The following is a 14,058-nucleotide window of genomic DNA, read 5'->3' on the forward strand; positions in this document are numbered from 1 at the left end:
ATAGCAGTAAAGGCAGGCGTATTACCCCGCGTCGCTCGCCTTTCGATAGCGGCCGGCGTAATCAAACAGCTTGTCACGAATCTGAAAATGGCGCCCCATCTTGCGGCCGACAACAAAATCGGGGTGGCGCAAACGGCGCTGTTCGGCGACGACCTCTTCGGCGCTTAGCGGCTGCCATTTTCCCCCTGGTGCGCGCAGATGATAGCGCAGAAAGGCGGCGTAGAAAGCGCGCCGCTGGGCGGGGGTTTCCAGCGCAAACCACTCGGACAGATGGCTGCCATCTTCATCGTGATAGGTAGCTTTTAAGCGCGGCAGGCCGCGACCGTTGGTGGTCGCTTCCAACTGCATACCGCTTACTCGCAGCACCTTGGCATCTTTTAATTTCAGGGCATCTTTGAGCTTATCATCGGCATCCACAAGCAGCTTCGCACACCCGTGGCAGCGCCGGGCGGCAATGTCGTTCTCAGCGCCACATTCCTCGCAAACCTTAAAGCGGAAACGAAACTCGCATTGATGGCGCTTTCCCTCTTCATCGTCAATAAGCCCCTGGCAGCGACGGCCAAAGTGCTCAATGACTATCTCGCCATCGCGCTTACCCCAATACAGATTGGCATGGCCACAGGCGGGGCACTCTACCTGAACAGGCTCGCTATCGCTGTCTGGTTTCGCCTCCCCCACCTCAGGTGCGAAAACATCCCAGGGATTGCCGGCATAATCCAGAATCAGACAGTCATCTTTGCCCGGCGACAAGCGCAAGCCTCTGCCCACCATCTGCTGATAAAGGCTAACTGATTCGGTCGGCCGCAAAATGGCGATCAGATCGACATGCGGCGCATCGAAACCCGTGGTGAGTACGGCCACGTTAACCAGATATTTCAGCTCACGCGCTTTGAACGCATTGATCCGCGCAGTCCGCTCTTGAGAAAGCGTGGCGCCAGTGATCAGCGCAGCCTCTGAGCGAGGCAGATAGCCCATAATTTCTTCAGCGTGTGCCACTGTCGCCGCGAATATCATTACGCCTTGGCGATCATGGGCGCGCTGAATCACTTCGTTAATAATACCGGGCGTGGCACGGCTACCGGCAACGACTCTATTAAGGGCTTCTTCCGGAAAAAGCCCGCTGGCTGACGGGCTAAGCGCTGCAAAATCGTACCCTTCCACCGCCATATCCAGGCGTTTAGGCGCAGCAAGGTAGCCCTGTTTTACCATCAGGCGCAGCGGCTGCTCAAAGACGCAGTCGCGAAAAAAGCTGTCCTCACTGCCGCGCACCATGCCGTGATGATGGCGATAGTAGATAAATCCCTGCCCCAACCGATACGGCGTGGCGGTTAGCCCAAGAATTTTAAGCTCGGCGTTATGCTGACGTAGATGCTCAATGACCTGGCGGTAGCTTGCGTCCTCGTTGAGCGATACGCGATGGCTTTCGTCAATGACCAGCAGCGTAAAATTAGCGTCGCTAAAACGCTCCAGGTTGCGCACCACCGACTGCACCGACCCAAACACCACCTGCCGATCAGCCTCTTTGCGCTTTAGGCCGGCGCTAAAAATAGCCGCGTTTAGGCCATAGGCCTGATACTTGGCGTGATTCTGCTCGACCAGTTCGCGAACGTGGGCTAATACCAGCACACGCCCTCGCGCCAGGCGAGCAAGCTCCGCAATCACCAGCGATTTGCCGCTGCCGGTAGGCAGCACTATTAAGGCAGGATCGCTAGAACTGCGAAAGTGCACGACCACACGCTTGACGGCCTCTTGTTGGTAAGGACGCAGCTGGGGGATTGTTGAAGAATAAGAGTTCGACAAATTAATTAGTCCGCTAGTGAACTATTCCCGCTTTTTTCTCATCTTATCATTGACGATGTTTAATTCATGCTGGGCTTTGCCCTTCACTAAACGAGCCCCTGAAAAGAAGAGATTTCCCCATGACAGCCAACCATTTCAGCCCGGAATGCCCAGAATGTAATAGCCGACTAAAGCGCCTGCCCGCGACACGACGTGACCAAACCCACGTCTATTGCATGGATTGTGGGCATGATTTTGGCCGCTATGAATACATGGTAGAGCGCTATCGTAACGAGCTTGAAACGCTTGAGGCCAAGCTTGGCCTGCCACCGACGACAGCTGATGAAGCGCCGATTGCCGCTAACGAGCAGCTCTCTTAGCACGTGGTTACGAACAGCTATTTCTTTAAAACAGTCTGTTGATTAACGTGGCGCTTAACGCATAACGGCGGCTTAAGGCCGCCGTTATGTTTGATGCCAGAGGCCAATTAAGCGCTAGCCAAGCCATACCCGGGCATTGCGGAACAAGCGCAGCCACGCGCCGTCTTCTACCCATTCAGCCGGGCGCCAAGAGTTGGTGACCGCACGCGCAACGCGCTCAGGGTGCGGCATCATAATAGTCACCCGTCCATCAGGCGTCGTCAGGCCGGTAATCCCCGAGGGCGAGCCGTTAGGGTTAGCCGGATAACGCGTCGTCGACTGGCCGTAGTTATCGATATAGCGCAGCGCGATTTGGCTGCTCGACTGCATGCTGCGAAGGTGGGCGCTGTCACGGAACTCCGCACGCCCTTCCCCATGGGCGACGGCGATCGGAAGCTGTGAGCCTTCCATACCGGCCAGCAGAATCGAAGGGCTTTTCTCAATCCGTACCATTGAGACACGCGCTTCAAACTGCTCAGACTCATTGCGCACAAAGGTTGGCCAATTTTCGGCACCAGGGATTAACGCTTTCAACTGCGAGAGCATCTGGCAGCCGTTACACACGCCGAGCGAGAAGCTGTCGTCACGCGCAAAGAACGCCGCAAACTGCTCACGGGCACGCTCATTAAACAGCACTGATTTGGCCCAGCCGCCCCCAGCACCAAGAACATCGCCGTAAGAGAAGCCGCCACAGGCGACAAGTCCTTTGAACTCATCCAACGAGACGCGTCCTTCAAGGATGTCGCTCATATGCACATCCACCGCATCAAACCCGGCTTTATCAAAGGCCCAGGCCATCTCGACCTGACCATTAACACCCTGCTCACGCAGCACGGCCATGGCCGGTTTGGCGGTATTCACATACGGCGCGCTAATGTCATCATTAATATCAAAGGTGGGCGTAGCGGAAAGCCCTGGATCGCGGCTATCGAGCAGGTTATCGAATTCGTTTTTGGCGCATTCAGGATTATCGCGCAATGCCTGCATGCGGTAGCTGGTTTCCGCCCACGTACGCTGGGTAAGCAAGCGGGTAGTTTCCAGCAATGGCTCTTCAAACAGCGTCACACGCACCTGATCATCGTAACGAGGCCGCGCAATAACGCCGCAGGTTTCGATACCGGCGACGGCAAACTGCGCCAGCACTTCTTCTGTGTGCTTGCGATTGACCTGAATCACCGCGCCCAGCTCTTCCGAGAACAGCGCGTTCAGCGCTTCCACCGGCTCATCGATCATCCAGTCGAGCTTTATCTCCAGACCGGCACGGGCGGCAAAAGCCATTTCCAGCAGCGTGACCAGCAGGCCGCCGTCGCTGCGGTCGTGATAAGCCAGCAGCTTGCCGTCGCGATTTAACCCCTGAATAACTTCAAAAAACGCCTTAATATCCTCCGGATCGTCGACATCGGGGCAGTCGTTGCCTACCTGGCCGTAAACCTGCGCCAAGGCAGAGCCACCTAAGCGGTTCTGGCCACCTCCCAAATCGATCAAGATTAGATCTGACTCATCCTGATCCAGATTGATCTGCGGCGTGAGCGTCGCCAGCGCGTCCGTTACCGGCGCAAAGCCCGTCACGACCAGCGCAAGCGGCGAGGTTACGCTTCGATCTTCGGCTTCACCCTGCTCGTTCTCATGCTGCCAGGAAGTGCGCATGGACATAGAGTCCTTGCCCACCGGAATGGCAATGCCCAGCGCCGGGCACATTTCCATGCCGACCGCGTAAACGGCATCATAAAGCGCCTGATTTTCACCAGGATGGTCCGCAGCGCTCATCCAATTAGCAGACAGCTTGATATCGCTGAGCTTGGCAATCGGCGCGGCCGCAAGATTCGTGATTGCTTCAGCGACGGCCAAGCGGGCGCTAGCAGCGGGATTGATCAGCGCCACCGGCGGGCGTTCGCCCATCGCCATGGCCTCACCCACGTGGCTATCAAAACTTGCCGTGGTGACAGCCACATCGGCCACCGGCACCTGCCATGGGCCAACCATTTGATCACGCGCCACTTGGCCGGTAATTGAGCGATCGCCAATGGTAATCAGGAAGTTTTTCGAGGCCACCGTGGGCAGGCGAAGCACCCGGTCTAACGCCTCACGCAGATCAAGATTATCGAGCATCATGCCCGAGAGCGCGGGATTATGGCGCTCAAATTCGCGCTGCATTTTAGGCGCTTTACCGAACAGCACGCTCATCGGCAAATCAACCGGTTTGCTGTCGAAGTGGCCATCGCGCACTTCAAGGTGGTGCGCTTCCAATGCCTCACCGACCACCGCGTAGGGGCAGCGTTCGCGCTGGCAAAGAGCATCAAAGGTCTCGATGTCCTCAGGTGCAACCGCAAGCACGTAGCGCTCCTGCGCTTCGTTACACCAGATTTCCAGCGGGCTCATACCCGGCTCGGCATTGGGCACCGCACGTAAATCAAAGCGGCCACCGCGATTGCCGTCTTTTACCAGTTCAGGCAGCGCATTAGAAAGCCCGCCGGCGCCAACGTCATGAATAAAGCGAATCGGGTTGTGGTCGCCTAGCGCCCAGCAGCGGTCGATAACTTCCTGTGCACGGCGTTCAATCTCAGGGTTTTCGCGCTGCACGGAGGCAAAGTCCAGGTCGGCGCTGGAAACGCCCGAGGCCATGCTAGACGCAGCGCCCCCGCCCAAGCCAATCAGCATCGCAGGGCCGCCCATGACAATCAGCTTACCGCCAACGGGAATATCGCCTTTCTGCACGTGATGCGCGCGAATGTTGCCGTAGCCACCGGCCAGCATAATCGGCTTATGGAAGCCGCGCCGCTCAATGCCGCCGTCGTTCAGCGACTCTTGCTCGTAGGTACGGAAATAACCGGTCAAGTTTGGCCGGCCAAACTCATTGTTAAACGCCGCCCCGCCAATGGGGCCTTCTAGCATGATATTCAGCGCCGACTGCATCCGTTCGGGCTTGCCGTAATCAAACGCCTCCCAGGGCTGCACGAACTCTGGAATCCGCAGATTGGAAACGGTAAAGCCCGACAGACCGGCTTTAGGTTTCCCGCCGATACCGGTGGCGCCTTCGTCACGAATCTCACCGCCAGAACCTGTCGCCGCACCGGGAAAAGGCGCAATTGCCGTTGGGTGATTGTGCGTTTCCACTTTCATCAGGATATGAATCGGTTCCTGATGCGTGGCGTACAGCGCACGCTCTTGATCAGCCCCCGTCAGCGGCGTTGCAAAGAAGCGCCCCGCCTGGCTGCCTTTAATAACGGCGGCGTTGTCGCTATATGCTGAAAGGACGTTGTCTGGCGATGACGCAAAGGTGTTCTTAATCATTTTGAACAGCGAGTGACTCTGCGGCTCGCCGTCGATGACCCAGTCTGCGTTAAAAATTTTGTGACGGCAGTGCTCTGAGTTGGCTTGCGCAAACATCATCAGCTCAACGTCGCTGGGATTACGCCCCAGCTCATTGAAAGCATCCACCAGGTAATCGATTTCATCGTCAGCCAGCGCCAGCCCTAACGCTTGGTTAGCCGTCGCCAGCGCTTCGCGGCCGCCGTCTAAAATATCCACACTGCCTAGCGGCGCCGGGTCGTGCTGGGCAAAAAGCTGGGTCGCCGCCGACGCATCGGCCAGCACGGTTTCCGTCATGCGGTCATGCAAAAGTGCCGCAATGGCCGCTATGCTGTCGTGGTCGGGCGAAGCGGTGAAATTTACGCGATAATCAATGCCGCGCTCGATGCGGTTGATTTGGCGCAGCCCACAGTTGTGAGCAATATCGGTCGCTTTCGACGACCAGGGCGACTGAGTGCCTAGCCGCGGCACCACTAAAAAGCGCTGAGCGGATTCGGGAACTTCTACGCTCGAGTGAGTGCCATAGTCCAGCAGCTGCGTTAAGCGCTCAAGGGTAGCGTCATCCAGTTCGTCATGGCGATCATTTGAATGAACATTGATAAAATGAACATAGTGGGCAGACAGCGCTTCCACCTCGGGAACACGTTCACGCAGCACCGTTAACAGCCGAGCATGACGGAAGGCAGAAAGGGCGGGCGCGCCTCGCAGTTCGAGCATATCCTGAAGCCTCTAGAGCAGGGAAATTCGAGCAGGGAAATCACCGGGCCGCCATGGCGACCGTACTAATATGGTGCCGGACAGTCACAGCAGGAGCATTGGAAAACCTAGATAGTGGTATCAAAACCCTCTATCGCGGCATCGAAAAACCCACGTTGTGTCACCGGAAAACGCCTATGATACTGGAAACCAGCCGCCACACGAAATCAACAAGGTGACAGCATGAGCCTGGCTGGGTATCGTGACCGCTTGTTCCATGCCGACAAGACGCCATGCTGACGTTGATTTGCCGACATTTCGTAGCCCGTGCCAGCGCTTATTTTGCGTTAATCGCCATTATATTCTTGGTCATGGTTCCCACCCTGCCCCGGGTTCCTCCTGGCGAGCATTTGACGCAAATCACTGCCAAAGAGTTTATTACCGCTCATACCCGCAACACCCCTACGACGTACTACGAAGGCCGCCAAGGGCCGACCGGCTTTGAGTATGAGCTGATGCACCGCTTCGCCGACTACTTAGGGGTAAGCCTTAATCTGAATGCAAGCCACCATCCGGAAAGCGTGCTTCCTGCCGTGCGTAAAAACGGCGATTTAGGCGCAGCGGCACTGCCGCTACTCCCCAACACACCGGGCATTTATTACACCCGCCCGATTATTCAAATGCAGCCGCTGGTGGTTTATCGACGTGGCCTTAATGGCATTAGAGAACCCGGCGACCTGGTTGGCTTGGAACTAGGCACGCTCAGTGAGGCGGGCACTAGCGACGCGCTGCGCGACCTGCAGCGCCGCTACCCAACCCTGAGTTGGAAAGAGTCCCATGAGCTGGAGGTCGCGGAACTGCTGGCACGCGTAGAGAACGGCACCTTAGATGCCGCGGTGATTTTTGAGCACCAGTTTCGTTTAAACCGGCTGTTTTTCCCCAACGTTGAGCGCGGCTTTACGCTGGGTGACCCGCTTTCTATGGCCTGGGCCGTGCCGAGCGGGCGCGGGCTAGGTTTACTTGAAGCCGCTAATAGCTTCCTACAGGGCCTGCAAGAAGACGGCACGCTAGACCGGCTGATTAGCCGCTACTTTGGCCATGACGACTATTTAGAGTATGTCGGTACGCGCACGTTTCTTGACCATTTAGATTCTCGCTTACCGCAGTACACCGCACTCTTTCAACAGGCTGCCCAGGAGACGGAGTTTGACTGGAAGCTGCTGGCCGCCGTTGGCTATCAGGAATCTCACTGGGACCGAGAAGCCGTCTCGCCGACGGGCGTCAAAGGCTTAATGATGCTCACCAACCCTACCGCCAGCGAGATGGGCGTTAGTGACCGTACTGACCCTGCACAAAGCATTGATGGCGGCGCCCGCTATCTGCGCAGCATTAAAGACCGCCTGCCGGAAAGCATTACCGGTGATGACCGCCTATTTATGGCCATGGCCGCCTATAACGTGGGCCTGGGCCATCTGTATGACGCCCGAAAAATTGTCGAAATACGCGGTGGCGACCCTGATCACTGGGACGATGTACGCGCCGCACTGCCGCTTTTACAGCAGCGCGAATGGCATAGCCAAACGCGGCACGGCTACGCCCGCGGCGGCGAACCGGTTATCTACGTGCGCAACATTCGGCGTTACTACGAAATGATCCAATATGTAGAGCGCAGCCGACAGCAGTTTTTTCAACTAGATCAAACGGCGGCAAACGATGATCCGCTGCTGCTGTTTGAGCTCGTTCCACCGCTTGATTAACCGCCGCTCACTCGCTGGGCTCTTCTCTTCGCGCGGCAAAAAAATGCTTCAACAGCTTTTGCGAGGCTGGCGCTAACACGCCGCCTGATACCGCAATAGAGTGGTTGAACCAAGGCTGCGCCAATAGGTTGGCCTTAGACTCCACCATGCCTGCTCGGGGCTCAGCGGCGCCATAAACCAGGCGGCTCAGGCGCGCATGAATCATGGCACCCGCGCACATCATGCAGGGCTCTAAAGTAACAAACAGCGTGCACCCTTCAAGGCGATAGTTACCCAGCTGCTTGGCGGCCTCGCGCAGCGCGCGAACCTCAGCATGGCCGCTAGGGTCGCAGCTAGCGATAGGCGCATTGCAGCCGACACCGATAATCTCGCCCTGCGTATCAACTACCACTGCCCCTACCGGCACTTCCCCCGCTGCGGCGGCGAGGTGTGCCTGGTCAAGCGCTCGGTGCATGTAAAATTCATCGCTGCGCATAAAGCTAAACTCCGCTAAGGTAGCAAAATATTCGTATGGAAGGCTTACCCACCGCAGCGGTAGCTCGCCACTATCGACAGCATCATAGTCAGTTAGCACCACATTGAAATAGCATCAAGGATACCGAGAATGACAGACGCGCTAAACAAACTGGTGGAGTTACTACAGCTTGAACCTCTTGAAGAAACGCTATTTCGCGGCCAGAGCCAAGACTTAGGCTTTCCCCAGCTATATGGCGGCCAAGTGCTAGGGCAAGCGCTAGCTGCAGCGGCGCGCACGGTGCCAGACGAGCGCCGCCCGCACTCTCAACACGGCTATTTTTTGCGCCCCGGCGACCCTCATCGGCCGGTTGTTTACCAGGTCGACACTATTCGCGACGGCGGCAGCTTTACGACGCGGCGAGTCACCGCCATACAGAAAGGGCGGCCGATTTTTTTCTGTAGCGCATCATTTCAAAGCGAAGAAGCTAGCTTCAGCCATCAGCGCAACATGCCAAATGTGCCGTCGCCCGAAACGCTGATTGCCAACGGCGATGCCAAGCACGACCGCTTTCCTGGTCACCCGATTGAATTTTTGCACCTACCCGGCAATCCCGACAACGCCACGCCAACAGGACAATGCCTTTGGTTTCGCCTAGCCGGCACGCTGCCAGACGACCCAGCGCTGCATCGCCATCTGCTGTCTTATGCCTCGGACTTTAACCTGCTGACCACGAGCCTGACGCCTCATGACATCGAATACAAAGACCCCAAGCTGCGTATCGCCAGCCTCGACCACGCCCTGTGGCTCCACCAGGACACCCGCTTAGACGACTGGCTGCTTTACGTCATCGACTCGCCCTGGGCGGACGGAGCTCGCGCGCTGGCCCGGGGGCATATTTATAGCCGCGATGGCCGCCTGATCGCCTCCACGGCTCAAGAAGGCTTAACGCGCTACTCGCAAGGCTAAATTGATACTGTTCAGAAACATTTACGCCCGCTGTGAAGCGGGCGTAAATGAGCAAACCAGAGCTTAGTCGCCGGGCTTAATCACCGGGCTTAGTCACCGGGAATAGAGCCGCTGGACTTAGACACAGACCTTAGCCGCCATAGACATCATTGATTGACGTTAGCGGATAATGCGCAGGAAACGGCTTACGCGCCACGCCAGAATCAACCGCGGCTTGAGCGACCGCCGATGTCACGCGCGCCAGCAGGCGAATATCTACAGGCGTGGGGATAATGTACTCACGACCAAAACTCATCTCAGTGAGTTCATAAGCACTCAGCACTTCTGCTGGCACAGGCTCGCGAGCCAAGTCCTTCAATGCATGCACTGCAGCCAGCTTCATTTCTTCATTAATTCGGGTGGCACGTACATCCAGCGCCCCGCGGAAGATAAACGGAAAGCCGAGTACGTTATTGACCTGATTGGGGAAATCCGAGCGGCCGGTGGCCATAATCACATCTGGGCGCGCCGCACGGGCAACGTCAGGATGAATCTCGGGGTCTGGGTTGGTGCAGGCAAACACCACCGGATCAGGCGCCATTTTCTTGACCTGCTCGGCAGAGAGCAGGCCTGGGCCGGAAAGACCGATAAATACGTCAGCATTGTCGATCGCATCATCCAGAGTGCGCATCTCAGTATCGCGGGCGAACTCGGCTTTATATTCGTTAATGCCTTCGCGATCGGTGTGGATAACGCCACGACGGTCCAGCATCACCAAGTTTTCTTTCTTAGCGCCACAGGAGATAAGCAAACGCATGCAGGCAATAGCGGCAGCGCCGGCGCCCATGCACACAATTTTCACGTCCTCGATGCGCTTGCCAGCGATATCCAGCGCGTTCAGCATGCCCGCCGCGGTCACAATAGCCGTACCGTGCTGGTCATCGTGAAAAACCGGAATGCTGCAGCGCTCAATGAGCGCTTTTTCAATTTCAAAACACTCCGGCGCTTTTATATCTTCAAGGTTAATGCCACCCCAGGTATCGGCAATGCGCGCAACGGTATCAATAAACGCCTGCGGGCTTTCCGCATCAACTTCGATGTCGACCGAGTTGATCCCAGCGAAGCACTTGAACAGCACGCCCTTGCCTTCCATCACCGGCTTACTCGCCAGCGGTCCAAGATTACCCAGACCAAGAATAGCGCTGCCGTCGGTAATGACGGCGACCAGATTCCCCTTGCCGGTATAGCGGTAAGCATTTTCCGCATCCCTAGCAATTTCAAGTACTGGCTCAGCCACGCCGGGGCTATACGCCAGCGCCAAATCTCGCGCAGTCGCGGTGGGTTTGGTCAACTCCACTGACAGCTTACCGGGAATCGGTTTCGCGTGATAATCCAAAGCAGCCTGCTTAAGTGAATCCGTCATGGTCAGCGTCCAGTTAACATAAAGTAGATAAGTCATTTGAGAATATAGAAAAAACCTATGCGTCTCAAGCGCGTCGTCAACTCAAATAAAAACGCTCGTTTAACTGAATTTTACCTTCACTTTCGTCGCTTTTCGTCGACATTTAATGACACTTATCAAAAAATGATGCGCATACAGTACGTTGCTTCAATGCTGTGGCGCAGCATTTTTGAAAATACTTTCCATAAAAACAAAACAAAAAACCCACGCCGAGGCGTGGGTTTTTGCGAGCAAACGCTGATGTTCAAAATGTACCTAATAACGGTACTTGACAGCGAGTGCCTGCCATATGGCTATCCAATATGGATTAGCCGCGCTTAACAGCAGCGCCGAAACGCTTGTTGAAGCGCTCTACGCGGCCACCAGTGGTCGCTTGCTTCTGCTTACCAGTGTAGAACGGGTGGCAGTTGGAGCACACGTCCAGAGAAAAGTCCTGACCAGAGGTAGAACCAACCTGGAAGGTAGCGCCGCAAGAACAGCTGGCGGTGACCGTGTTGTAATTCGGGTGAATACCTTGTCTCATCTCGAGCCTCACTAAGCTATATGCCGCCACCTGATCTTTTGCCAGGCACCGCATACGGGTTTGGAAAAATGACTAACCGGTTATTCGCTCTATCGGTACGATATACCTTCAAAGCAAGCTTCAAGATAACTCGTTAAGATTGAGAGCGGTCGCATATTCTAGCAAAACTAATGCCGGAGGCCAATTGCCTGATCCTGTTTCTTTACAGGCACCGTCTCGCGTGCTTGCCCAAGAGCCTTCTCAAGTGCCCGCTCACATGCCGATTCAAGTGCTCAAAGTGGCGCTGCCCTCGCCGCTGCGCCGCCTGTTTGACTACTTGCCTGCTCGCACTGCTCCCGCCTGCGGCTGGCAGCCAGGGCTCCGAGTGCAGGTGCCTTTTGGGCGACGCGACGTCGTCGGCGTCATCGTAGAGCTGGCTGACCATAGCGATCTGCCGCTCAGTCAACTTCGCACCGTTAGCGAAACGTTAGACGAAAGCCCGCTGCCAAAAGACTGGCTGTGGCTATGTCGGTTTGCCGCCCGCTACTATCAGCACAGCCTGGGCGACACGCTGCACCATGCCATGCCCGCTCGGCTGCGCCAGGGCCACACCATGGCTGGGCGCACGCAAACGCTTTGGTCAGCTAAAGGCGAAGGCACAGAAGACACGCTCAGCCGTGCGCCCAAGCAAGCAGAACTCTACGCACTACTGCGTCAACACCCCCATGGCCTGCCCAGCCGAGCGATCAGCGCCCACGGCTTCGGCCGCGACCAGCTGTTAGCGTTAGAAAAAAAAGCGCTGGCTATTAGCCGGGAAGTCATTCTCACCGCCCCAAGCACGCCAACGGGCAGCCTACTGGCAACGCCCAGCCTGCCGCTTAATCGTGAACAAGCCACTGCGCTGGCGGCGCTACATGAAAAACTCGACGGCTATCATCCTTGCCTACTGGAAGGCGTCACGGGCAGCGGTAAAACGGAAGTCTATCTACAGCTTATTGAAGCCGTTGCCGGTAAAGGCAAACAGTCGCTCGTGCTGGTACCGGAAATTGGCTTAACGCCTCAGACGCTTGCCCGCTTTAGAAGCCGCTTTCGTGTTCCTGTGGTGGCGCTGCATTCAGGGCTTACCGACCCCGAGCGCCTGGACGTGTGGGAAGCCGCTGCCAGCGGGCGGGCGCTAATTATCATTGGCACCCGCTCAGCCATTTTCACCCCGCTGGCTAACCCCGGCGCAATCATCGTTGATGAAGAACACGACGGCTCCTACAAACAGCACGACGGCTTGCGCTACCACGCCCGTGATCTTGCGGTGGCGCGCGCCCACTATCATAAAATCCCGCTGCTAATGGGCAGCGCGACGCCGTCGCTAGAGAGCCTGCATCAAGCGCTTTCCGGCAACTACCGCCATCTGCGCCTAACCCAGCGCCCGAGCCGCCACCCGCCGGCCAAGTTAGAGCTGATCGACCTACGCCACCAGCGTCGCCAGGGCGGCCTGCTGCCCGATGCCATCAAGGCAATTAAAAGCACCTTAAGTGCGGGCAAACAGGTACTGATTTTTATCAACCGGCGCGGCTTCGCACCCACGCTAGCCTGTCATGCCTGCGGCTGGATGGCCGAGTGCGGTCAGTGTGACGCCCGTATGACGCTACATCGCCAGCCCGCCCTGCTCGCCTGCCATCATTGCGACAGCCGCCGAGCGCTGCCGGACGCCTGCCCGGAATGCAGTAGCGGCGACCTGCGCGCCCTCGGCAGTGGTACGGAGCGCACCGAAGAGACGCTGCAAACGCTGCTCCCCAAAGCAACGATTCATCGCATAGATCGAGACAGCACCCGGCGCAAAGATAGCTTTGAGCAGGTGCTGAAAGAAATTCAGCGCGGCGAGCCCTGTGTGTTAGTCGGCACCCAAATGCTCGCTAAAGGGCATCATCTGCCCCACGTCACGCTAGTGGTGGTGGTGAATGCTGACGGCGGCCTTTACGCCGCTGATTTTCGCGCCCTCGAACACAGCGCTCAGCTGCTTGAACAGGTCGCGGGGCGTGCGGGGCGGGCCGCTCATCCAGGCCGTGTATTGGTGCAGACGCTGCATCCTGACGATCCTCACTTAGGCCAGCTTTCTGAGCACGGCTATGGGGCACTGGCTCGCAACATGCTGGAAGAACGGCGCATCGCGAAGCTTCCGCCGTTTTGTTTTATGGCACTGCTGCGCATCGAAAGCCCCAATGAACAAGCCGCCTTAGCCATGGCGCAGCAGGCGGCCCAGGCACTGCGTCAGTGGTTAAAAGAGTCTCAGGTGGCAACACGCTGCTTAGGGCCCGTGCCCGCCCCCATGGAGCGACGCCAAAATCGCTATCATTTACATGTCATGCTGGCAGCCGATAAACGCAGCCAGCTGCATCCTGCCGTCAGTTGGCTGGTGCAATGGCTGGAAGCTAATCGAGACGCGCGCAAGGTCCGCTGGTCGATTGATATCGACCCCCAAACACTCGCTTAATGAGCACTCTCAGCGTTAACAATGAGACCTTCACCGTGACACGGCTTTGAAACTGAGGCGCAATTGCTGATAATGGCCGTTTTAACGACGCACCTATCGATCTCAAGTAGCTATCGATCTCAAGTACCTATTGATCTCAAGTACCTATCGATTTCAAATGATCTCAAGTACCTAGCGATCTCAAGTAACTAGCGATTTCAAAAATCTAATCAGGTGCGCATTAGCACACGCCGCCATCGACGTA

The 14,058-nt window shown here is 56.8% G+C and carries 9 protein-coding genes; 4 read left to right on the forward strand and 5 right to left on the reverse strand.

The window, feature by feature from the left end; translation table 11 throughout:
• Window positions 1–21 precede the first annotated feature (21 nt).
• A complete protein-coding gene (gene radD / locus KUO20_RS12880) occupies window positions 22–1,800 on the reverse strand; it encodes a DNA repair helicase RadD (RefSeq protein WP_273543181.1) in 1,779 nt (592 codons plus the stop codon).
• A 119-nt stretch (window positions 1,801–1,919) separates the two neighbouring features.
• Here radD and KUO20_RS12885 point away from each other — a divergent pair, with 119 nt between their 5' ends.
• Entirely contained in the window at window positions 1,920–2,159 is a 240-nt protein-coding gene (locus KUO20_RS12885; protein ID WP_235040250.1) for a hypothetical protein, read from the forward strand.
• A gap of 114 nt (window positions 2,160–2,273) precedes the next feature.
• Here KUO20_RS12885 and purL read toward each other — a convergent pair whose 3' ends face one another.
• Window positions 2,274–6,224, reverse strand: a complete 3,951-nt coding sequence (purL, locus tag KUO20_RS12890) for a phosphoribosylformylglycinamidine synthase (protein WP_235040251.1) — start codon at window positions 6,222–6,224, stop codon at window positions 2,274–2,276.
• 272 nt (window positions 6,225–6,496) lie between these two features.
• Here purL and mltF point away from each other — a divergent pair, with 272 nt between their 5' ends.
• Window positions 6,497–7,960: a membrane-bound lytic murein transglycosylase MltF gene (mltF, locus tag KUO20_RS12895; protein ID WP_235040252.1), complete on the forward strand. Its 1,464-nt coding sequence runs from the start codon at window positions 6,497–6,499 to the stop codon at window positions 7,958–7,960.
• Between the two features lie 7 nt (window positions 7,961–7,967).
• On the opposite strand, the gene tadA is transcribed toward mltF, so the two are convergent.
• On the reverse strand, window positions 7,968–8,435 hold the full coding sequence (gene tadA, locus KUO20_RS12900) for a tRNA adenosine(34) deaminase TadA (protein WP_235040253.1): 468 nt from the start codon (window positions 8,433–8,435) through the stop codon (window positions 7,968–7,970).
• Between the two features lie 129 nt (window positions 8,436–8,564).
• On the opposite strand from tadA, the gene KUO20_RS12905 reads away from it, so the two are divergent.
• Window positions 8,565–9,383 carry an acyl-CoA thioesterase gene (locus tag KUO20_RS12905; protein ID WP_235040254.1) on the forward strand — a complete coding sequence of 273 codons (819 nt, stop codon included), beginning with the start codon at window positions 8,565–8,567 and terminating at the stop codon, window positions 9,381–9,383.
• 130 nt (window positions 9,384–9,513) lie between these two features.
• Here the strand turns inward: KUO20_RS12905 and KUO20_RS12910 are convergent, their stop codons facing one another.
• Entirely contained in the window at window positions 9,514–10,785 is a 1,272-nt protein-coding gene (locus tag KUO20_RS12910) for a malic enzyme-like NAD(P)-binding protein (protein WP_235040255.1), read from the reverse strand.
• Window positions 10,786–11,131: 346 nt separating this feature from the next.
• Window positions 11,132–11,347: a 50S ribosomal protein L31 gene (gene rpmE / locus KUO20_RS12915; RefSeq protein WP_235040256.1), complete on the reverse strand. Its 216-nt coding sequence runs from the start codon at window positions 11,345–11,347 to the stop codon at window positions 11,132–11,134.
• 256 nt (window positions 11,348–11,603) lie between these two features.
• On the opposite strand from rpmE, the gene KUO20_RS12920 reads away from it, so the two are divergent.
• Window positions 11,604–13,814 carry a primosomal protein N' gene (locus KUO20_RS12920; protein WP_235042479.1) on the forward strand — a complete coding sequence of 737 codons (2,211 nt, stop codon included), beginning with the start codon at window positions 11,604–11,606 and terminating at the stop codon, window positions 13,812–13,814.
• The last annotated feature ends 244 nt before the right edge of the window (window positions 13,815–14,058 follow it).

The organism is Vreelandella profundi (assembly GCF_019722725.1).
GTDB classification, from domain to species: Bacteria; Pseudomonadota; Gammaproteobacteria; order Pseudomonadales; family Halomonadaceae; genus Vreelandella; species Vreelandella profundi.

What these genes read in the sequence shown, in the direction of transcription:
- KUO20_RS12885 (WP_235040250.1), top strand. Translation starts at nt 1,920, where the DNA reads ATGACAGCCAACCATTTCAGCCCGGAATGCCCAGAATGTAATAGCCGA.
- purL (WP_235040251.1), bottom strand. Translation starts at nt 6,224, where the DNA reads ATGCTCGAACTGCGAGGCGCGCCCGCCCTTTCTGCCTTCCGTCATGCT.
- mltF (WP_235040252.1), top strand. Translation starts at nt 6,497, where the DNA reads ATGCTGACGTTGATTTGCCGACATTTCGTAGCCCGTGCCAGCGCTTAT.
- tadA (WP_235040253.1), bottom strand. Translation starts at nt 8,435, where the DNA reads ATGCGCAGCGATGAATTTTACATGCACCGAGCGCTTGACCAGGCACAC.
- KUO20_RS12905 (WP_235040254.1), top strand. Translation starts at nt 8,565, where the DNA reads ATGACAGACGCGCTAAACAAACTGGTGGAGTTACTACAGCTTGAACCT.
- KUO20_RS12910 (WP_235040255.1), bottom strand. Translation starts at nt 10,785, where the DNA reads ATGACGGATTCACTTAAGCAGGCTGCTTTGGATTATCACGCGAAACCG.
- rpmE (WP_235040256.1), bottom strand. Translation starts at nt 11,347, where the DNA reads ATGAGACAAGGTATTCACCCGAATTACAACACGGTCACCGCCAGCTGT.
- KUO20_RS12920 (WP_235042479.1), top strand. Translation starts at nt 11,604, where the DNA reads ATGCCGATTCAAGTGCTCAAAGTGGCGCTGCCCTCGCCGCTGCGCCGC.